Here is a 19,556-nt window from a genome sequence, read left to right on the forward strand (position 1 = left end):
GAGACATGGTTGACGAGCAGCACTTCCTGGCCGCGTACGACCCTCGGGACTACCCGGCGGTCGCCGTGACCGTCGACGTGGTGGCACTGACCATCCGCGACGGCGAACTGAACTTGCTGCTCATCCGGCGTGGCCAGGCGCCCTTCGCGGGGCACTGGGCGCTGCCCGGCGGGTTCGTCCGCCCCGAGGAGGACCTGGCCGCCGGCGCGCGACGGGAGCTGGCCGAGGAGACCGGCCTCGGCGGCGAGGAGTTGCGCCGCGTACACCTGGAGCAGTTGGGCAGTTACGGCGCTCCCGACCGCGACCCGCGGATGCGCGTCGTCTCGATCGCCCACCTCGCGTTCGCCCCCGACCTGCCGGACGCCGCCGCCGGCTCGGACGCCGACGAGGCGATCTGGCTGCCGGTCACGGCGCTGACCACCCGGCAGCTCGCCTTCGACCACGGCCGGATCATCGACGACGCGCTGGAGCGGGCCCGGTCCAAGCTGGAGTACACCCCGCTGGCCACGCGCTTCCTCACCGCCGAGTTCACGATCAGCGAGCTGCGGGCCGTCTACGAGACGGTCTGGGGTCACCCGCTGCACGCCGGCAACTTCCACCGCAAGGTGCTCTCCGTGCCGGGCTTCGTGGAGAGCACCGGCGCGAGCACCGAGCGCGGCGGCGCCCGAGGCGGCCCCCGCGCCCGGCTCTACCGGGCCGGCGACGCCCGGCTGCTGCACCCGGCGCTGCTGCGACCGGCCCGCGAGGAGACGGTGCGATGAGGACCGCCGAGGCCATCGACCTGGTCACGGCCGCCCGCACCGACGCCGAGCTGTTCGGCGCCGACCAGCCGGCCCGCCGCTACCGCGAGCTGGTCGCGGCCCTGCACCCCGACCGGCTGCCGACAGACCCGGGGGTACGCGCCGACGCCCTCGACGCGTTCGTCCACGTCACGACCCGGTGGCAGGCCCGGCGGACGACCGTCCTCGGCGACTACCGACTCGGCACGCCGGCGCACTCGGGCGACGTGGCCGACCTGTACGACGTCGGCGACGACCGGCTGCTCAAGCTCCCCCGGCGGCCCACCGACAACGACCTGATGGCGCGTGAGGCACACGCGCTGCACACCATCGCCGAGCGTGGCGACCCGCGCTACCTGCCGTACGTGCCCCGGCTCGTCGACGAGTTCGCGCACCGCGACTCCGCGACCGGCGCGGAACGCCGGATCAACGTGCTCGCCACCGCGCCCGGGCTGCACGACCTCGACGCGGTGCGGCGCGCGTACCCCGACGGGTTGGATCCCCGGGACGCGGCCTGGATGTGGCGGCGGCTGCTGGTGGCGCTCGGCCTGGCCCACCGCGCGGGCATCGTGCACGGCGCGGTGCTGCCGCGACACGTGTTGATCGAGCCGGACGCCCACGGCGTGGTGCTCGTCGACTGGTGCTTCTCGGCCCCGGCCGGCAGCAGGGTCCCGGCGCTGGTGCCGGACCACCAGGACTGGTACCCGCAGGAGGTCCTGCGCAGGCGGCCCTGCGGTCCGGGCACCGACCTCGCGATGGCCAGCGGATGCATGAGCTGGCTGATGGGACCGCGCGTGCCTCGCGAGCTGGACGCCTTCGCGCAGGGCTGCCGGCAGACCTCCCTGAGCGGCCGGCCCGACGACGCCTGGGGCCTGCTGCGCGAACTCGACCAGGTGCTGGACCGGCTCTACGGCCCACGCACCTTCCGACCCTTCACCCTCTAGAGGAGCTGTCATGGGCAGTGGAACCTGGTCCACCGACGTGTACGACGCCGCCGACCGCTACCGGCGCTCCACCGGCCGCAGCGCGTTCTCCTACAGCGACAGCGGGGCACGGACCGTGCACCCCGCGCTCGACCCCCGCGACGCCACCCGGGAGAGCCGCGACTCCGCCGAACACCCCCACTCGACGCCCGTCGCGGTGCTCTTCGACGTGACCGGCTCGATGCGCATGGTGCCGCGTGTCCTACAGACCAAGCTGCCGCAACTGCTCGGGCTGCTGCAACGGCAGGGCTACGCCAGCGACCCGCAGATCATGTTCGGCGCGATCGGCGACGCCACCTGCGACCGGGTGCCGTTGCAGGTGGGCCAGTTCGAGTCGGACAACCGGATGGACGACGACCTCGGCCGGATCGTCCTCGAAGGTGGTGGCGGCGGGCAGATGAGCGAGTCGTACGAGTTGGCCCTGTACTTCATGGCCCGGCACACCGTCACCGACAACTGGGAGAAGCGCGGCCGGCGCGGCTACCTGTTCGTCATCGGCGACGAACTGGCGTACCAGCGGGTCAAGGCGCGGGAGGTGGCCGGGCTGATCGGTGACGACCTGGGCGAGGACGTGGCGCTGCGCCAGATCGTCGACGAGGTGACCCGGCGGTGGGACACCTACTACCTGCTCCCCGCCGGCAGCAGCTACGCCGGCAACACGAAGGTGCTCGACTTCTGGCGGGACCTGCTCGGACAGAACGCCGTCGTGCTCGACGACCTGGACGCGGTCTGCGAGACCATCGCGGTCACCATCGGCCTCGGCGAGCAGGCCATCGACCTGGACGAGGGCCTGCGCCACCTGGACCGAGCCGGCTCCGGTGCCACCGGGACGGTGTCCAAGGCACTGGCCCGCCTCGGCCGGGGTCGACGGGCCGAGATGTCGACGCTGCCGGCGTTCCGCGACACCACCGCCGGGGTGAGGAGGCTGTGAGACACGTGGCGGTGGTCGACCTCGGGTACGGCGACGCGGGCAAGGGCACCGTCGTGGACTGGCTCTGCGCCACCCGCCCGGTGCACACGGTGGTCCGCTTCAACGGGGGCGCGCAGGCGGCACACAACGTCGTCCTGCGCGATGGGCGGCACCACACGTTCGCCCAGTTCGGGGCCGGCACGTTCCACCCCGGCGTCGGGACGCACCTCTCCCGGCACGTGGTGGTGGACCCGCTGGCCCTGGCCGCCGAGGCCGACCATCTCGCCACGGTCGGGGTGCCCGACGCGCTGGACCGGCTGACCGTCGACTCCGAGGCGCTGCTCGCCACCCCGTACCACCGGGCCGCCAACCGGGCCCGCGAGATCGCCCGGGGCGCCGACCGGCACGGCTCCTGCGGGCTGGGGGTGGGCGAGACCGTCGCGTACGGCCTCGCCCACCCGGACGACGCGCCCCGGGTCGGCGACTGCCGGCGTCCGGCTGTGCTGCGGCGCAGGTTGACCGCCCTGCGGGACCGGCTGACCGTCGAACTCGGCCCGCTGGACGCGCCGCCGGTCGACGACTGCCTGCCCGCGTACGCCGGGTTCGCGGAGCGGGTCGCCATCGTCGACCGGACCTGGCTCGCCGGGGCGCTGCGCTCGGGGACCTGCGTCTTCGAGGGCGCGCAGGGCGTGCTGCTCGACGAGTGGCACGGCTTCCACCCGTACAGGACGTGGAGCACTACCACCTTCACCAACGCCGACCGTCTGCTCGCCGAGGCGGGACAGGCGGGCGAGCTGACCCGGATCGGCGTGCTGCGGACCGTCACCACCCGGCACGGTCCCGGCCCGCTGGTGACCGAGGACCCGGCACTGCCCTTCGTCGACCGGCACAACCCGACGAACCCGTGGCAGGGTCGGTTCCGGTTCGGCCACTTCGACGCCGTCGCCCACCGGTACGCCCTCGCGGCGGCCGGCGGGGTCGACGGCCTCGCGCTGACCCACCTCGACCTCGCCGGCCCCGACCTGCGGATCTGCCGCCGCTACGACACCGGCGACCGGCTCACCCCCGGCCCGCCCGGCGACCTGGACCGGCAGGCCGCGCTCACCGACCGGCTGCTGCGGTCCCGCCCGGTGTACGACGAGGCTCCGGCCGACTGGGCCGAGGCGGTGGGCGCGGAGTTGGCCACGCCGGTGGTGCTGACCTCGCACGGGCCCACCGCCGACGACAAGATCCCGTGCGGTCCGCTGCTCAACCGCCCGGCACTGATCGGCACGCGCTGAGGGCGTCTTCCGGCGACTCGGCCACCGGGCCGGTCGTACCCGGCAAGCATGGGGGGATGGACGCCCTGCTCGACCTCCTCCGTGGGACGGTCACCTCGCCATGGGTGTACCTGGTGATCTTCGGCCTCACGGCGGTCGACGCGTTCTTTCCGGCGGTGCCCGGCGAGGCCGCCGTGATCACCGCCGGGGTGCTGTCCGCCAGCGGTGGTCACCCCAGCCTGACCCTCGTGATCGTCAGCGCCGGCGTGGGCGCGCTGGTCGGCGACCACATCTCGTACGCCATCGGGCGCGGCGGCGGTGCGAGCCGGCTGGCCCGGCTGCCCGACGGCAGCCGTCGGCGGGCCAGCTCCGACTGGGCCCGCCGCGCGGTGGACCGCCGGGGCGGAATGATCTTGACCACTAGCCGGTACGTCCCGGGCGGGCGGACCGCCGTCACCCTCACCATGGGCGCGGTGGGCTACTCCCGCCGCGCGTTCCTGCTCTACGACAGCATCGGGGCGTTCACCTGGGCCGTGTACTGCGGCCTGCTCGGATACTTCGGCGGGCTGGCCTTCGAGCGGGATCCGGTGAAGGGCGTACTGGTCGGGGTGGGGGTCTCCCTCGTCATCACCTTCGGCCTGGAGGGGATCCGGTGGCTGCGCCGCCAGGCACACCGGCGCGCGGCCTCCCGCCGGTGATCGCCGCCCGGCCACCGGGGTACGTCACAGCAGGTCGGCGTCGTGCACCAGGATCGCCAACCGCACTCGATTGCCCACGTGCAGTTTCGCCAGCGCCCGGCTGACATGCGCCTTCACGGTGGCCTCGCTCATCGTCAGCCGCCTGGCGATCTCCGCGTTGCCGTGCCCGCGTGCCACCTCCCGCACGATCTCCAGCTCCCGTCCGGTGAGCGCGGCGAGCCGTTCGCGAGCCGCGTCCCGACGGGCCGGCCCTCGCTCGGCGAACGAGCTGATCAGCCGCCGGGTCACCGTCGGGGCCAGCATCGCGTGCCCGGCGGCCACCGTACGGACGGCGGCGGCCAACTCGTGGGGCGGGGTGTCCTTGAGCAGGAAGCCGACCGCACCGGCACGCAGCGCCCCGTGCACGTAATCGTCGAGGTCGAAGGTGGTCAGCATGATCACCTTCGGGCCGGCGGCAACCATCTCCGGCGCGACGGTCAGCCCGTCCACGCCCGGCATCCGCACGTCGAGCAGCACCACGTCGGGGCGCAACCGGTGGGCCTGCTCCAGCGCGCCGGCGCCGTTCGCCGCCTCGCCGACCACGGTGATGTCCTTCGCCGCCTCGAGGATCAGCCGCAGCCCGGCGCGGACGAGCTGCTCGTCGTCGACGACCAGCACCCGGATCACGCCACACCCGCCAGCGGGAGCAGGGCCCGGACCAGGAAACCGCCGTCGACGGGCGTCGCGTCCAGCCGCCCGCCGAGCAGTTCCACCCGCTCCCGCAGACCGAGCAGGCCCTGCCCGGCACCGGGCAGCTCCGGCCCGCCCGCGGACGGACCGTTGCGCACGACGACCTCCAGCCCGTCGGGGAGGTAGCGCAGGCGCACGACCGTCTCCGCGTCAGCCGCGTGCTTGCGCACGTTCGTCAACGCCTCGCGGACGACCCGGTACGCGGTGCGCCCCAACGTCGCGGGTAGTGCGGTCGGCACGCCGTCATCCTCCCGGGACACCCGCAGACCGGCGGCACGGGACTCCCCGATCAGCTCGTCCAGCGCGTCGAGCCCCCGCTCCGGCAACACGGCCGCCTCGGCCTGTCGGAGCACACCCAGCACCTCACGCAGGTCGGTGAGCGCCGCCCGGCCGGTCGTCCTGATGAGCGCGGCGGTCTCGACGGTCGCCGGGTTCGCGGCGGTCACCTCCAGGGCCCCGGCGTGCACGACCATGAGCGAGACCCGGTGCGCCACCACGTCGTGCATCTCCCGCGCGATCCGGGTCCGCTCCTCGGCGCGGACCCGGTCGGCGTGAGCCTCCCGCTCGCGCTCCAGCCGTTCGGCCCGGTCCCGCAGAGCAGCGAGAGTGTCCCGACGCGCGCGGATCCAGAGGCCGAACAGCAACGGGAGCCCGACCAGGCAGACGGCGAGCAGAAGCACGTTGCCGGTGGTGGCGGTGGTGATCCGGCGTACGCCGCCCACCTGCTGCCCGACCACGACCCCACCGCCGAGCACCACGGCGACGCCGACGAGGTAGCCGGCGAGTCGGCGACCCCGCAGCCGCACCCCCGCCTGGTACGAGGCGACCACCCCGGCTGCCGCGGCGGCGAGCACCAGCCAACCAACCGCCGCGACCAGGAACAACGGCCAGCGACGGGTACGGACGGCACCGCTGGCCCAGCCGGAGGCGACGGCGAGGACCAGCGGAACGACGCCCGGCAGCGGCGAGCGGACCCCGAGGTCACCGGCCGCGCTGGCCCACACCGCTCCCCCGACCACGACCGCGAGCAGCAGCGAGGCGTACCGCCGGACGACGAGCCGCACCGGGGCGTACCGCTGGAGGCCCCGCCGGGCGGTGACGGTGGTGGATGCCACGCAGCGAGCGTAGGGCTCGGTGGACGGGCCGGCCCTCCTCGCGGCACAGGACGGGGGTGCGGTGGGGGAACACCCTGAGCCGGCGTCCGGGCCGACAGCTACCTAAGTAGTGTCGCCCGCCTGACCACTGGCCGATGGCGGGGGCCGCCCCGGACAGCAGCATCAGGATCATGGATCTGCTCGACCTGCTGCACGACACGATGTCCTCGCCCTGGGTGTACCTGGCGCTCTTCGCGATCGCGGTGCTCGACGGCTTCTTTCCGGTGGTGCCGAGCGAGACGGCGGTGATCACGGCCGGGGTGTTCGCCGCCTCGGGAACGCCGTACCTGCCCGCGGTCATCCTGGTGGCCGCCGCCGGGGCGCTGGTCGGCGACCACGTCTCGTACGCCATCGGGCGGGGCGGCGGAGCGCGACTGCTCGGCCGGCTGCCGCCCGACGGCCGACGTGCAAGGGCCATCGACCGGGCCCGTCGGGGCATCGCGACGCGCGGTGGTCTGATCCTCACCGTGGCCCGCTACGTACCGGGCGGCCGGACCGCGGTCACCCTCACCATGGGTGCGGTGCGGTTCCCGCGGCGACGTTTCCTGGCCTTCGACGCGCTCGCCGCCGGCTCGTGGGGGCTCTACTCGGCGCTGGTCGGCTACGTCGGCGGGCTGGCGTTCGAGCAGGACCCTCTTCGTGGCCTCCTGCTCGGTCTGGGCCTGGCCCTGACGGTGACGGTGGTCGTCGAGGTGGCCCGCTGGCTGCGCAACCGCCGCCGCGCGACGCCGAACACCGAGGTTTTCTCCGCCGAGGCCGTCAGTCGACCGGCGGACGCCAGGTGACGCCGTGCAGAAGTTGGGCGGCGCCGAGCCAGGCCACGTTCATCATCCGGGTGGCCGTCTTCTCCGGGTCGGCCTCCGGGTGATCGGCGAGCCAGTCGGCCAGCGACTCGGTCGCGCCGACCAGGGCGTACGCGACGACCTCCAGGTCGGTGGGCGCGATCTCGCGGCCCTCCTCGCGCAGCGCGTGGTCGAGCATCCCGGCGACCACCTCGACCAGCCGGGCGCGCATGGTGGCCAGTTCACCGGCGAACGGCTGCTCACCGCGGGCCTGCCGGTAGAGCACCGCCCAGCCGTCGCGGTGTGCGCCCACGAAGCCGAAGAACGCCTTCAGCCCACGCCACAGCCGCTCGTCGGCCGGCAGGTCGGGGGCGGCGGCACCGGCGATGGCCTGCATCATCCGGGTCCCCTCCCGGTGCAGGCAGGCGACGAAGAGCTCCTCCTTGGTGCCGAGGTACGCGTACACCATGGGTTTGGAGATGCCGGCGTCCTCCGCGATCTCGTCCATGCTGGCGGCGTGGAAGCCGCGCCGGGAGAAGACCTTCACGGCCGCGTCGAGCATCTGTTGCTCGCGTACGGCGCGCGGCAGGCGCTTGAACGCGGGAGGCGTGGACACCTTGCGAGCATACCTACTCGTGCGTAGGGTTACGCACGAGTAGCCAAATCTTCCGGAAGGCGCGTCTCATGACTGACTTCGACCCGGCCAATTTCGCCAACGTCGGGCCCAAGGAGTTCGCCCAGCTGGTCAAGTCCACCCCGGACGACAAGATCGCCCAGGTGATGGCCGGCGAGCTGCGCGGCAAGGTCCTCGGTGAGGTGTTCGGCCGGATGCCGTCGCTGTTCCGCGCGGACCGGGCCGGCTCCACCAACGCGGTCATTCACTGGATCATCACCGGTCGCCCGGACGGCGGCAGCGACACCTACGAGGTGGCCATCGCCGACGGCAAGTGCGAGGTGAACGAGACCCCGCAGCACGACCCGAAGCTCAGCCTCACCATGGGCCCGGTCGAGTTCCTGAAGATCGTCTCCGGCGGCGCAAACCCGGTCATGATGTTCATGACCGGCAAGCTGAAGGCGAAGGGCGACCTGGGCCTCGCCGCCAACATCGCCAACCTGTTCGACATCCCCAAGGCCTGACATGGCCGAGTTCTCGCTCGACCTGAACGAGGAACAGCGGGATCTACGCGACTGGGTGCACGGCTTCGCCGCCGAGGTCGTGCGCCCGGCCGCCGCCGAGTGGGACGAACGCGAGGAAACCCCGTGGCCGGTGATCCAGGAGGCCGCCAAGGTCGGCCTCTACGGCTTCGAGTTCCTCGCCACCTGCTGGGCCGATCCGACCGGACTGTCCCTGCCCATCGCCAGCGAGGAACTCTTCTGGGGTGACGCCGGCATCGGCCTGAGCATCTTCGGCACCTCGCTCGCCGTCGCCGCCATCTACGGCACCGGCACCCCGGACCAGCTGGTCGAGTGGGTGCCGCAGTGCTTCGGCGACGTCGACTCGCCCGCCGTCGCCGCGTTCTGCAGCAGCGAACCCGAGGCCGGTTCCGACGTCAGCGCGATGCGAACCCGCGCCGTCCACGACGAGGCCACCGACGAGTGGGTGCTCACCGGCCAGAAGGCGTACGCCACCAACGGCGGTATCGCCGGAGTGCACGTGGTCACCGCCTCCGTGGATCCCACGCTCGGCTCGCGCGGTCAGGCGGCGTTCGTCGTACCGCCGGGCACGCCCGGCCTGGCCGCGACCCGCAAGCTGCGCAAGCTCGGCCTGCGCGCGTCACACACCGCCGACGTCTTCCTCGACGAGGTACGCGTGCCCGGCCGCTGCCTGCTCGGCGGCAAGGACGCCCTGGACGAACGCCTGGCCCGAGCCCGGTCCGGGCAACGCGCCAGCGGGCAGGCCGCGATGCGTACGTTCGAGCTGTCCCGACCCACCGTGGGCGCGCAGGCACTCGGCGTGGCGCGCGCCGCCTACGAGTACGCCCTCGACTACGCCAAGGACCGGGTCCAGTTCGGACGGCCGATCGTCGAGAACCAGGCCGTCGCGTTCACGCTGGCCGACATGCGGATGGAGATCGACGCCGCGCGACTGCTGGTCTGGCGGGCCTCCTGGATGGGCCGCAACAACCGCCCGTTCACCGCGGGCGAGGGCTCGATGTCCAAGCTCAAGGCCGGCGAGGTCGCGGTGTCCGTCACCGAGAAGGCCGTACAACTGCTCGGCGGCGCCGGGTTCCTACGCGACCACCCGGTCGAGCGCTGGTACCGCGACGCGAAGATCTACACCATTTTCGAGGGTACGTCCGAGATCCAGCGACTGGTCATCTCCCGAGCGATCTCCGGCATGCAGATCCGCTGACCCTCCGGCCGACGGTCGTCCGGGCCGGGGTGTCCCCTGACCCCGCCCGGACCACCGCTTCTGCCTATCTGTGCCGACTACGTCACCCCACGCCGACGTCGGCTGGGCCCGCCGCCGCCCCCGGTGCATGATCAAGGAAGACGCCCCGCCGGATGGGGCTGTCCGCGTGCCACCCCCCAAGGAGGTCTGCGGCATGGACCTGCCGTTCGTCGTCACCACGCTGACCCGTCGCGGTCTGCTCACCCCGGGCCGCCCGGTCCGGATCGCCTCGCAGCTCAACGCGCTGCGCACCTGGGGATGGAGCCTCGCCGGCGAACTACGCCAGGCGGCCGCCCGCGACCCCGGACGACCGGCGATCATCGACGAGGACGGCGTCGAGCTGACCTACCAGGCGCTCCTCGACCGGGCCGAGCGGATGGCCCGCTCGATGCGGGCCGGGCTCGGCGTACAACCCGGCGACCGGATCGGCGTCCTCTGCCGGAACCACCACGGACTCATCGAGACGATCGTCGCGGCGACGCTGCTCGGCGTCGACGCGGTGCTCGTCAACACGGGCCTCTCCGCCGCCCAACTGGCGACCGTCGCCGAGGAACAACGGCTGCGGCTGTTGGTGCACGACGACGAGTTCGCCGAACGGGTCCTCGGCCTGCCCGCCGAGCTACCCCGCCTCGACGAGCGCGCCCGCGAGGAACTGGTGGCCGGGGCGCTACCGGGCGAGCTGCACCCGCCGGAACGCGACGGCCGGATCATCGTGCTGACCTCGGGCACCACCGGCGCTCCCAAGGGCGCCCGCCGTCCCACACCCAGCGGCTTCGGGCCGCTCGTGTCCATCATCGACCGCATACCCCTGCACACGAAGGACCGGGTGCTGATCGCCGCCCCGATCTTCCACACCTGGGGATTCGCCGCGCTCCAGGTGTGCTTCGCGCTGCGGGCCACCATCGTGCTGCACCGCCGCTTCGACCCGGCCGCCACGCTCGCCGCCCTGGTCACCCACCGCTGCGACGCCCTCTTCGCCGTACCCGTGATGCTCCAGCGGCTGCTGGAGGTGCCCCCGCCGGACCCGCGCCCCACGCTCAAGGTCGTCGCGGTCAGCGGATCGGCCCTGCCCGGCGGGCTCGCACCGAAGTTCATGGACGCGTACGGGGACGTCCTCTACAACCTGTACGGATCCACCGAGGTCTCCTGGGCGTCCATCGCGAACCCGGCGGACCTGCGCCAGGCACCCACCACGGCCGGCCGGCCACCGCACGGCACCCGGCTGGAACTGCTCGGCAACGCCGGCCAACCGGTGCCGCAGGGACAGGTCGGCCGCATCTTCGTCGGCAACGAGATGCTCTTCGAGGGTTACACCTCGGGTGCCACCCCCCAGGCCCGCGACGGGCTGCTCGACACCGGCGACCTCGGCCGGCTCAACCCCGACGGGCTGCTCTTCGTGGACGGCCGGGCCGACGACATGATCGTCTCCGGGGGCGAGAACGTGTTCCCGTCCGAGGTGGAGGACCTGCTCGCCCAGCTACCGCAGGTACGCGAGGCCGCCGTGATCGGCGTACCCGACCCCGAGTACGGCCAGCGACTCGCCGCGTTCCTCGCCCTGCACCCCGGCGAGACGCTCGACCCCGAGGCGGTCCGCGAGTACGTCCGGCACTACCTGGCCCGCTTCTCCGTGCCCCGGGACGTGGTCTACGTGAAGTACCTGCCCCGCAACGCCACCGGCAAGGTCCTCGCGCGCGAGCTGCGCCGCTACTACAGCTGATCGTCCGGGCGCGCCGACGGCCTCACCGGCGTGGGCCCAGGCCAGCCTCCTGCGCCAGCAGCGCCGCCTGGGTCCGGTTGGCGCAACCGAGCTTGACCAGGAGCCGGGAGACGTAGCCCTTGACGGTGGCCTCGGACAGGTGCAGGCGACGGGCGATCTGCTGGTTCGACCGGCCGGCCCCGAGGCTCTCCAGCACTTCCACCTCGCGCTCGGTGAGCGACAGAAGCAGGTCACGGGCACGCTGGCTCCGCGCCGTCTGCGCGACGAGCCGGTCAGCCGCCACCGCGGAGAGCACCGTGTGCCCGGCCGCCGCCACCCGTACCAGGGCGAGCAGATCGTCGGGCGACGTCGACTTGAGCAGGAAGCCGGCCGCGCCGGCCCGGAGCGCGCCGGTCACGTAGTCGTCCAGGTCGAACGTGGTGAGGGCCAGGACCCGTGGCGGCGCCGGCAGCGTCATGATCCGCTCGGTGGCGCTGATCCCGTCGACGCCCGGCATCCGCAGGTCCATCAGCACCACGTCGGGGCGTAGTCGCACCGCGGCCTCCACCGCGTCCGCCCCGTCGTACGCCTCGCCGACGACCGTCAGGTCCGGCGCGGACCCGAGGATCGTGCGCAGGTGGGCACAGACCATCCGCTCGTCGTCGACGACGAGTACCCGGATCACGACCGCACCGCCGTCGACACCCGCACCGGCAGCGTCGCGTTAACAGTGAAGCCACCCGACCCCGTCGGTCCGGCCGCGAAGGTCCCGCCGAGCACCTCGACGCGGTGCCGCAACCCGGCCAGGCCGGTGCCACCACCGGCGGCAGCCAGGGCACCGTCGGGTGACCGACCCGCCGGGGTGTTCGACACCGTGACGAGCACCGTCCGCCCGCCGTACTCGATCGACACGGTGGCGGTGGCGCCCGGCGCATGCTTGTGCACGTTCGTCAGCGACTCCTGGACCAGCCGGAACAGCGTCCTGCGCACCGTCGCCGAGAGTCCCTCCGGGTCGCCGACTTCGGCGAGCCGCACCGGTAGACCGACCGCACGGGAGTCGTCGACCAACCGGACCAGCTCGGGGGTGTCGTCCGGGACCGGATCGACCCGCGGGTGTCCGTCCTCGCCCCGCAGCACCCCAACCAGGTCGCGCAGCTCGGTCAAGGCCTGGCAGCCGGTCGCCCGCAGTTCCTCGGCCGCCGCCCGGGCCGTCGGATCGGTGGTGGTGACCCGAAGCGCGCCCGCCTGCAACACCATGAGGTTGATCCGGTGGGTCACCACGTCGTGCATCTCGGCGGCGAGCCGCACCCGTTCCTCGGCGCGCGCCTGATCGGCCAGGAGCAGGCGCTCCCGCTCGGCCCGCTCCGCCCGGTCGGTCAACTCCGCCAGCAGGCTCCGCCGGGCCCGGACGTACATGCCCAGGACCGCTGCGGCGAGGATGACGGTCGGCGCGGTGAACGGGTCGTCGATCGACCAGGCGCTCGCCCCCGCCAGGAACGCCACCGTCAGCAGCCCGATCACCGTCCACTGTCGCCACCGTCGACCCCGGCCGTACGCCGTGACGGCATACGGAACGAGGACGGCGGCCCAGGCCGGCGCGAAGAGGCTGATCCCCGCGATGGTCAACGCGGCGGTGTACGGGCGTTGCCGACGCATCAGCAGCATGAGCGCGGCGGCCACCTGAGCGGCCACGTAGGCCCAGGTAGGCGCGGGGATCAGCTTGGTCTCGACGTCCCGATCCGCCAGTTCCAGCCCACCGCCGGCCGCCGTCGCCAGAAGCGCCAACAGCACGTCCACGGCGACCCGGAGCGCCCGGTCTCGGCCCATGGCAGCAGGGTAACGGGACGCCCGGGAAACGGCCCGCCACGCGTGCGCGGACCCGACGAACCCACGACCGGCATACGACGAAAGGAGGTAGCGGTCCAGACGTTCTCCGCTGACGACGCTCGGCGACCCCACGGTGGGATCGACCCATGACCGAATCGGTACGGACGACTGACCGGCCACCGCAATCGACCGACGTTTCCACCGTCGGGCCACGGATCGGCGCGCTGGACGCGCTGCGCGGCTTCGCGCTCTGCGGCATCCTGATCATCAACATCTACCAGCAGGTCGTCTTCCGCGGCGAGGCGGCCGGCACCTCGTCGCAGCTACCGGAGGCGGTGCAACTGCTCTTCTACGAGCGGTTCTATCCGATCTTCTCGATCCTGTTCGGTGTCGGCTTCGGCATCTTCCTCCGACGCGCCGCGACCCGGACCACCCGGCCCCGGGTGGTGCTGGCCCGCCGACTGGTCGTCCTCCTGCTGATCGGTCTCGCGCACTTCGTCGTCCACCCCGGCGAGGCGCTGACCGCGTACGCGTTGGCCGGTCTTCTCGTACTGCTCCCGCTGAGTTACCTCGGCGGGCGCGTGGCCCTCGTCGTCGCGGTACTGCTGCTGCTCGTCGGCGCGCAACTCGTCGTCGGATACGGGCCCATCCCGGGCCTGCTCGCCCTCGGCTACGCGCTGGCAGAGCTGGGCGTGCCGGCCGCGCTCGATCGTCGCGTCGCTCGGGTGGCGACCGCGTTCGTCGTCTTCGCCGCGCTCGCGGTTACCTGGATCGTGCTGACCCTCCGCGAGGTGGACCTGCCGTTCGTCAACATCCTCGGCGGGCCAGGCGGCGGCGTGAGCCTGCTACCCCCGCTCGCCGGCGTCGCCACCGGCCTCGCCTACTGCTGCGGTCTGGTGCTGCTGCTACACACGCCGGTCGGACCGGCGCTGTCCGCGATGTTGTCGCCAATGGGCCGGATGGCCCTGACGAACTACCTGAGCGCCACCGCGTTGTTCCTGCTCGCCGGTCCACCGCTGGGCATCGACAGCACCCGCGACCTGCCCCGCATCGTGGGACTGACCGTCGCCATCATCATCGTCCAGGCAGTGTGGAGCGTGCTCTGGCTGCGGTCGTTCCGGTACGGCCCGGTCGAGTGGGCGTGGCGGTGCCTGACGTGGTGGCGACGCGCCCCGATCAGGCGTCGGGACACGGAGTCGACGACCCCGGCCTGACCCGCGCGGCGACGCGCGCCGATCAGGCGTCGGGACACGGGGTCGTGACTCGGCCTGACCCACGCCGAGAAGCGGCTTCAGCTCGTCGACCTCGGCGCTGGTCGCGCTGGGCCGGCTGATGCAGGAGCGGCCAACGGCTTCAGCCGGGAATTGTGATCCGGCCGTCGATCGCGGCGGCGGCGATGTCGGTGCGGTGCTGCGAGCCCGCCAACTCCACCCCGTCCACCAGCGCGTACGCCGCGTCCCGGGCGGCCGCCAGGTCGCGCCCGGTGGCCGTACCACAGAGAACGCGGCCGCCGGCGGACAGCAACGCGCCGTCGCCGGCCCGGCGGGCGGTGCCCGCGTGGATGATGCCCGGCCGGTCCGCGCCGGTGATCACATCGCCGGTGCGCGGCGCGGCCGGGTAGCCCTGCGCGGCGAGCACCACGGTGACGGCGGCGCCGTCCCGCCAGCGCAGCGGCGGGTGCTCGGCCAGCGTGCCGGTGGCCGCCGCGTGCAACAACCCACCCAGGGGAGTCTCCAGCAGCGCGAGCACCACCTGGGTCTCCGGGTCACCGAAGCGCGCGTTGAACTCGATCACCCGGGGGCCGGCGGCGGTCATCGCCAGGCCGACGTAGAGCAGGCCCGCGAACGGCGTGCCCCGGCGGCGCAACTCCGCCAGCGTCGGGTGGACCACGTCGCGCATCACGTCGTCGACCAGGCCCGGCGGTGCCCACGGCAGCGGCGCGTACGCGCCCATGCCACCCGTGTTCGGGCCGGTGTCGCCGTCGCCGATCCGCTTGAAGTCCTGCGCGGGCAGCAGCGGCAGGGTCGCCTCGCCGTCGGTGACCACGAACAGGCTGACCTCCGGGCCGTCGAGGAACTCCTCGACCACGACCCGGCCACACTCGGCGGCGTGCGCCAGCGCGGCGGACCGGTCGTCGGTCACCACCACGCCCTTGCCGGCGGCGAGACCGTCGTCCTTCACCACGTACGGCGCGCCGAACTCGTCGAGCGCACGCGCGGTGCTCTCCTCGTCCGTGCAGACGTACGCCCGGGCGGTCGGCACACCGGCGGCGGTCATCACGTCCTTGGCGAACGCCTTCGAACCCTCCAACTGGGCGGCCTCGGCCGACGGGCCGAAAACGGCGATGCCCTTGGCGCGTACGGCATCGGCGACACCGGCGACCAGCGGCGCCTCCGGCCCGATCACCACCAGGTCGGCTGCGGTCTCCACCGCCAGCGCCGCCACGGCGGCCGGATCGGTCGCGGCAACGGTCTTCACCTCGGCGACCTCGGCGATCCCCGGATTACCTGGAGCGGCGATCAGCGCGTCGACAGCCGAATCGCGAACCAACCCGAGGGCAAGCGCATGCTCACGCCCTCCACCACCCACCAAGAGAACCCGCACAACGCGCCATCCTACCGCCCACCCCTCCCCACCCCCGTTCCCCGCCGCCACCCCGCCCACCCCCACCCCCACCCCCGCCCCCCCGGGCCCGGTGATCATGAGGTTGGCGGGAGCCGTTGCGATCCACTACGCCGCCAACCTCATGATCGATTGAATCGAGCGGCGGCGATGGCCTGGCGGACCGTCCACGGGATGTAGTCGGGCTGCATCGTGTCCTGCCAGGTGAACCTGAGGACCGTCCAGCCGGCGTTCACGAGACGATTCTGGCGGCGCCGGTCGGCGAAGACCGCCTCCGGAACGCTATGGACATCCCGACCATCCGCCTCGGCGACCACCCGCGGGCCTCGCCAACCGAGGTCGCCGGTTCCGAGGAGATAGCCGTCCGGATCGCGGATCTCCAACTGGAGAACGTCGGGCGGCACCCGCCCGTCAACGCACCGGAGACGGCTTCGGGTTTCCAAAGGTGACTGAGACCGGCCGTCGGCCTCGGCGAGGTAACCCCGTGCCGCGACCGCACCTCGCCGACCCCTGATCAGCGCCGGAATGCGCGCCAGACAATCAAGCGTGAGCAGGCGGCGATTGAGCGCCGAATCGAGCACTGAGACAGAGGCGTACCGGTCCTCCCGGAGGAGGATCTCGCTGATGGTCGTCAACGGCGTGGTTACCGGGATTCCCCTCCATCGACAAACCGTCTCTGGCGGATGTTCGAGCTGGTGCAGCACGACGGCCGGGTCTGCGATCCGCGCCAATCTGGCCGCCCTACCGGGCAGCGCGACGTGGATTTCGTCACGTTGCGGCAGGCCGGCAATGCCGTGTAGTTCAGCCGCCGTCCCGAAGACCGCGTGCGCGGGCGGACCCAGCGAGAGCACAGCAGCGCGGATGCGACATCGGCGGCTGGGCGGGTCGACGCGATGTCCAGACGTCAGGTATACCGCTCGGGCCACCCGCCGCCACCGGCCGGCGGCGACGAGCTGATCGATGTCGTTCCGGCTGAACCCTATCCGCATCGCTTGCGCCCGGGTGACCAACCCATCTTGCTCAGCGGCGATGGAACGCAGGAGATCCACGCGATTCACGGCAGTCACGCTGCCGCGCCGACACTCCCCACACCACCCCTGTGGAAAACCTGTGGACAAACCCGCCGGAGCATCCGGCGATCATGAGGTTAACGGGGAACTCGATCTTCGCAGCCCTCGCCAACCTCATGATCACCGGCACTAATGGCCCGGGGGGTTAGGGGAGGAGGGGGTGTTGGACTACGTTTTCGTCTCGGCCTGGGCCTACGCCTATGACGCTCACCCTCGTGTTGCAGAGTTCCTCTACGCGGGCGATGTAGCGGCGGGCGTTCTCGGGCAGGTCTTCCGGGGTGCGGGCCTTGGTGATGTCCTCCCACCACCCGTCCAGCTCCTCGTACACCGGTGTGGCGTGGTGGAAGTCCGTCTGGCTCATCGGCATGTCGTCGACCCGCTTGCCGTTGATCTCGTAACCGACGCAGATCGGCACCTTCGGCAGCCCGGTGAGCACGTCCAGCTTGGTGATGACCAGGTCGGTGACACCGTTGAGGCGGCACGCGTACCGGGCCACCACGGCGTCGAACCACCCGCACCGGCGTTCCCGGCCGGTGGTGGTGCCGTACTCCGCGCCGATCTTGCGCAGGTGCGCGCCGTTGGCGTCGAACAGTTCGGTCGGGAACGGCCCGGAGCCGACCCGCGTGGTGTACGCCTTGCTCACCGCGATCACCTGGTTGATCGCGGTCGGCGGGATGCCGGCGCCCACGCAGGCGCCACCGGCCGTCGGGTTGGACGACGTCACGAAGGGGTACGTGCCGTGGTCCATGTCCAGCATGGTGGCCTGCGCGCCCTCCAACAGCACCGTCTCGCCCCGGTCCAGGGCGTCCCAGAGCATGGCCCGCGTCTCGGCGATGTACGGCTTGAGCCGCTCCGCGTACTCCAGGTACTCCTCGACCGTGGCCTCGAGGTCGATCGCCTTACGGTTGTAGACCTTGAACAGCATCTGGTTCTTCTCGCGCAGCGCGAGTTCCAGCTTCTTGCGCAGGATGCCCGGGTCGAGCAGGTCCTGGAGTCGGATGCCCATGCGGGCGACCTTGTCGCCGTACGCGGGGCCGATGCCCCGACCGGTGGTACCGATCCGGGACGAGCCGAGGTACCGCTCGACGACCCGGTCCAGTGCCCGGTGGTGCGGCATGATGAGGTGCGCGTCACCGGAGATCCGCAGCCGGGAGACGTCCACGCCACGCTCGGCGAGACCGTCGATCTCGGCGAGGAGCACCTTCGGGTCGACGACCACGCCGTTGCCGATGACGATCATCGCGCTCGGCGAGAGCGCCCCGGAGGGCATCAGGTGGAGCGCGTACTTCTGGCCGTCCGGGGTGATCACCGTGTGCCCGGCGTTGTTGCCGCCGGAGTAGCGCACGACGTAGTCGACCCGCTCACCCAGCAGGTCGGTAACCTTGCCCTTGCCCTCGTCGCCCCACTGAGCGCCGATGAGCACGATCGCTGGCATCTCTTCCGCCTCCAGAAGGCTCGGGTGCCAGATGGCGACCGGTTGGCGAGCCCGGGGTGTCAGGTTAACAAGTAGTGACGGCGCGACCGGCAGGGGTCGCGTCGAGAGGCGGGAGGCTCCTTCGGTGTACGACGTGGTGCTGCTCACCCTTGCGTCGGAGCGGGACGCTTCCGGCGGGTGCGGCAGCGGCGAGGCCTGCTGCGGCGGCGCGGACGCGACCGGCGCGGGCGTCGACGGAACCGGACCGACGCCGGCCGATGCCGACAGTTGCGCCACCGACCGGCCCCGGGTGCCGGTGCTGGCCTGCGCCGACGCGCTGACCGCCCGGGGCGCCCGGGTGCAGATGGTCACCGCCCGCTCGGACGCGGAGATCGACGCCGTACTCGCGCAGCTCGATGGCCCGGCCCGTCCGGACGGCCTCACCTGGCCGGACACGGACGGCAAGACCCGGCTGGTCGTCGCCACGGCCAGCGACGGTCAGTTGCGCGCCGTGCTGCGCCGGCTCGTTCGGCGGTACGCGCCAGCGCCGAGCCGTCGCCCGGCGGATCTGCGCGACGACCGGACCCTGCCCGACCTGCCGCCGGTCGCCGTACTCCCGCTCGACCCGGCGCGCGGCGGCGCCCAGCGGGACCTGGCCGCGCAGCTCGGGTTGCCCCGCGACCCGGCGGCCGTGGCGGCCGCGGTGCTCGACGGCACGCCGCGTCGGCTGGATCTGCTGCGCAACGACGGCGGTTCGGTGACCCTGGACGGCGCCCTGTTCGGGGCCGCCGACGACGCGGGCCGGCCGCTGCACTGGCGGGCCCGGGTGGAGGTCGACGACGCCGTCCTCACGAACGGTGACGAACCGTTGCTGGCCTGCGCGGTCGGCAACGCCGGCGGGTACGCGTCGCTCGACGACGTGACGTTGCTGGCCGCGCCGGACCCGGCGGACGGCCGGGTCGAGGTCGCGGTGGCCGTTCCGGTGGTCGTCAGGTCGGCGTGGGGTCGCAAGCGGGTACGCCTCGAAGTGCGGCGGGCTCGCGGACGGGCGGTGTCGGTGCTGCCCCGCGAGGGAAAGGTGCCCTACCTCGACGACGGCGTCGAGGGTGAGCTGACCCGCAAGCGTTCGTGGTGGGTCGAACCGGGTGCGTGGGCGGTCTGGGTGGTCTGACCCCCGTTGCGCCGACCGGCCCCGGTCGGCCGGTGGGCCTATCCTCGCAGGAGGACTGGGGAGGAACCGT

Annotated in this window: 19 protein-coding genes; 11 read left to right on the top strand and 8 right to left on the bottom strand. The window is 72.6% G+C overall.

Features of this window, described 5'->3' with window-relative positions; all coding sequences use genetic code 11:
* Window positions 1-5 precede the first annotated feature (5 nt).
* From ABZ272_RS04165 to ABZ272_RS04185, 5 genes are read left to right on the top strand one after another with little or no spacing between them, the layout of a single operon-like run.
* On the top strand, window positions 6-761 hold the full coding sequence (locus ABZ272_RS04165) for an NUDIX domain-containing protein (RefSeq protein WP_355048425.1): 756 nt from the start codon (window positions 6-8) through the stop codon (window positions 759-761).
* Window positions 758-1,723: a serine/threonine protein kinase gene (locus ABZ272_RS04170; RefSeq protein ID WP_355048426.1), complete on the top strand. Its 966-nt coding sequence runs from the start codon at window positions 758-760 to the stop codon at window positions 1,721-1,723. Before ABZ272_RS04165 ends, ABZ272_RS04170 begins: the two co-directional genes overlap by 4 nt.
* Window positions 1,724-1,733: 10 nt before the next feature.
* Complete coding sequence (locus ABZ272_RS04175) at window positions 1,734-2,693, top strand: hypothetical protein (protein WP_355048427.1); 960 nt, start codon at window positions 1,734-1,736, stop codon at window positions 2,691-2,693.
* Window positions 2,690-3,952, top strand: coding sequence for an adenylosuccinate synthetase (locus ABZ272_RS04180; protein WP_355048428.1), 1,263 nt, complete (start codon window positions 2,690-2,692; stop codon window positions 3,950-3,952). Before ABZ272_RS04175 ends, ABZ272_RS04180 begins: the two co-directional genes overlap by 4 nt.
* Before the next feature lie 56 nt (window positions 3,953-4,008).
* Window positions 4,009-4,629 (top strand): DedA family protein, encoded by a 621-nt coding sequence (locus tag ABZ272_RS04185; protein ID WP_355048429.1) that lies wholly within the window; start codon window positions 4,009-4,011, stop codon window positions 4,627-4,629.
* A gap of 24 nt (window positions 4,630-4,653) precedes the next feature.
* Here the strand turns inward: ABZ272_RS04185 and ABZ272_RS04190 are convergent, their stop codons facing one another.
* Both ABZ272_RS04190 and ABZ272_RS04195 read right to left on the bottom strand, forming a co-directional pair.
* Window positions 4,654-5,295, bottom strand: a complete 642-nt coding sequence (locus ABZ272_RS04190; protein WP_355048430.1) for a response regulator transcription factor — start codon at window positions 5,293-5,295, stop codon at window positions 4,654-4,656.
* Window positions 5,292-6,473, bottom strand: a complete 1,182-nt coding sequence (locus ABZ272_RS04195; protein ID WP_355048431.1) for a histidine kinase — start codon at window positions 6,471-6,473, stop codon at window positions 5,292-5,294. The genes ABZ272_RS04190 and ABZ272_RS04195 overlap by 4 nt, the downstream gene beginning before the upstream one ends.
* Before the next feature lie 167 nt (window positions 6,474-6,640).
* Between ABZ272_RS04195 and ABZ272_RS04200 the strand changes: the two genes are divergently transcribed.
* A complete protein-coding gene (locus tag ABZ272_RS04200; RefSeq protein WP_355048780.1) occupies window positions 6,641-7,297 on the top strand; it encodes a DedA family protein in 657 nt (218 codons plus the stop codon).
* Here the strand turns inward: ABZ272_RS04200 and ABZ272_RS04205 are convergent.
* Window positions 7,272-7,910 carry a TetR/AcrR family transcriptional regulator gene (locus tag ABZ272_RS04205; protein ID WP_355048432.1) on the bottom strand — a complete coding sequence of 213 codons (639 nt, stop codon included), beginning with the start codon at window positions 7,908-7,910 and terminating at the stop codon, window positions 7,272-7,274. The two genes, ABZ272_RS04200 and ABZ272_RS04205, sit on opposite strands and share 26 nt — an antisense overlap.
* Window positions 7,911-7,978: 68 nt before the next feature.
* Between ABZ272_RS04205 and ABZ272_RS04210 the strand changes: the two genes are divergently transcribed.
* From ABZ272_RS04210 to ABZ272_RS04220, 3 genes are all read left to right on the top strand, one after another.
* The gene (locus ABZ272_RS04210; RefSeq protein ID WP_355048433.1) at window positions 7,979-8,431 is read left to right on the top strand and encodes an SCP2 sterol-binding domain-containing protein; all 453 of its coding nucleotides are present in this window, start codon (window positions 7,979-7,981) and stop codon (window positions 8,429-8,431) included.
* Window position 8,432: 1 nt separating this feature from the next.
* Window positions 8,433-9,647, top strand: coding sequence for an acyl-CoA dehydrogenase family protein (locus ABZ272_RS04215; protein ID WP_355048434.1), 1,215 nt, complete (start codon window positions 8,433-8,435; stop codon window positions 9,645-9,647).
* 193 nt (window positions 9,648-9,840) lie between these two features.
* The gene (locus tag ABZ272_RS04220; protein WP_355048435.1) at window positions 9,841-11,403 is read left to right on the top strand and encodes an AMP-binding protein; all 1,563 of its coding nucleotides are present in this window, start codon (window positions 9,841-9,843) and stop codon (window positions 11,401-11,403) included.
* A 22-nt stretch (window positions 11,404-11,425) separates the two neighbouring features.
* Here ABZ272_RS04220 and ABZ272_RS04225 read toward each other — a convergent pair whose 3' ends face one another.
* Window positions 11,426-12,067, bottom strand: coding sequence for a response regulator transcription factor (locus tag ABZ272_RS04225; RefSeq protein WP_355048436.1), 642 nt, complete (start codon window positions 12,065-12,067; stop codon window positions 11,426-11,428).
* Window positions 12,064-13,209 (bottom strand): histidine kinase, encoded by a 1,146-nt coding sequence (locus tag ABZ272_RS04230; RefSeq protein ID WP_355048437.1) that lies wholly within the window; start codon window positions 13,207-13,209, stop codon window positions 12,064-12,066. Before ABZ272_RS04230 ends, ABZ272_RS04225 begins: the two co-directional genes overlap by 4 nt.
* Window positions 13,210-13,355: 146 nt before the next feature.
* Between ABZ272_RS04230 and ABZ272_RS04235 the strand changes: the two genes are divergently transcribed.
* Complete coding sequence (locus tag ABZ272_RS04235) at window positions 13,356-14,423, top strand: DUF418 domain-containing protein (RefSeq protein ID WP_355048438.1); 1,068 nt, start codon at window positions 13,356-13,358, stop codon at window positions 14,421-14,423.
* A gap of 139 nt (window positions 14,424-14,562) precedes the next feature.
* Here ABZ272_RS04235 and purD read toward each other — a convergent pair whose 3' ends face one another.
* The 3 genes from purD to ABZ272_RS04250 form a co-directional block, all read right to left on the bottom strand.
* Window positions 14,563-15,813, bottom strand: coding sequence for a phosphoribosylamine--glycine ligase (gene purD / locus ABZ272_RS04240; RefSeq protein WP_355048439.1), 1,251 nt, complete (start codon window positions 15,811-15,813; stop codon window positions 14,563-14,565).
* Window positions 15,814-15,953: 140 nt separating this feature from the next.
* Window positions 15,954-16,889 (bottom strand): type IV toxin-antitoxin system AbiEi family antitoxin domain-containing protein, encoded by a 936-nt coding sequence (locus ABZ272_RS04245; protein WP_355048440.1) that lies wholly within the window; start codon window positions 16,887-16,889, stop codon window positions 15,954-15,956.
* Window positions 16,890-17,046: 157 nt separating this feature from the next.
* Window positions 17,047-18,336, bottom strand: coding sequence for an adenylosuccinate synthase (locus ABZ272_RS04250; protein ID WP_355048441.1), 1,290 nt, complete (start codon window positions 18,334-18,336; stop codon window positions 17,047-17,049).
* A 124-nt stretch (window positions 18,337-18,460) separates the two neighbouring features.
* Here ABZ272_RS04250 and ABZ272_RS04255 point away from each other — a divergent pair, with 124 nt between their 5' ends.
* Window positions 18,461-19,486 (top strand): hypothetical protein, encoded by a 1,026-nt coding sequence (locus ABZ272_RS04255; RefSeq protein WP_355048442.1) that lies wholly within the window; start codon window positions 18,461-18,463, stop codon window positions 19,484-19,486.
* The last annotated feature ends 70 nt before the right edge of the window (window positions 19,487-19,556 follow it).

It is taken from the genome of Micromonospora sp. NPDC005979, from assembly GCF_040614415.1.
Classification (GTDB): domain Bacteria; phylum Actinomycetota; class Actinomycetes; order Mycobacteriales; family Micromonosporaceae; genus Micromonospora.

Excerpts from the sequence above, each read along its gene's own strand:
- ABZ272_RS04185 (WP_355048429.1), top strand. The coding sequence starts at position 4,009 with ATGGACGCCCTGCTCGACCTCCTCCGTGGGACGGTCACCTCGCCATGG.
- ABZ272_RS04235 (WP_355048438.1), top strand. The coding sequence starts at position 13,356 with ATGACCGAATCGGTACGGACGACTGACCGGCCACCGCAATCGACCGAC.
- ABZ272_RS04250 (WP_355048441.1), bottom strand. The coding sequence starts at position 18,336 with ATGCCAGCGATCGTGCTCATCGGCGCTCAGTGGGGCGACGAGGGCAAG.
- ABZ272_RS04165 (WP_355048425.1), top strand. The coding sequence starts at position 6 with ATGGTTGACGAGCAGCACTTCCTGGCCGCGTACGACCCTCGGGACTAC.
- ABZ272_RS04175 (WP_355048427.1), top strand. The coding sequence starts at position 1,734 with ATGGGCAGTGGAACCTGGTCCACCGACGTGTACGACGCCGCCGACCGC.
- ABZ272_RS04170 (WP_355048426.1), top strand. The coding sequence starts at position 758 with ATGAGGACCGCCGAGGCCATCGACCTGGTCACGGCCGCCCGCACCGAC.
- ABZ272_RS04215 (WP_355048434.1), top strand. The coding sequence starts at position 8,433 with ATGGCCGAGTTCTCGCTCGACCTGAACGAGGAACAGCGGGATCTACGC.
- ABZ272_RS04220 (WP_355048435.1), top strand. The coding sequence starts at position 9,841 with ATGGACCTGCCGTTCGTCGTCACCACGCTGACCCGTCGCGGTCTGCTC.
- ABZ272_RS04230 (WP_355048437.1), bottom strand. The coding sequence starts at position 13,209 with ATGGGCCGAGACCGGGCGCTCCGGGTCGCCGTGGACGTGCTGTTGGCG.
- ABZ272_RS04210 (WP_355048433.1), top strand. The coding sequence starts at position 7,979 with ATGACTGACTTCGACCCGGCCAATTTCGCCAACGTCGGGCCCAAGGAG.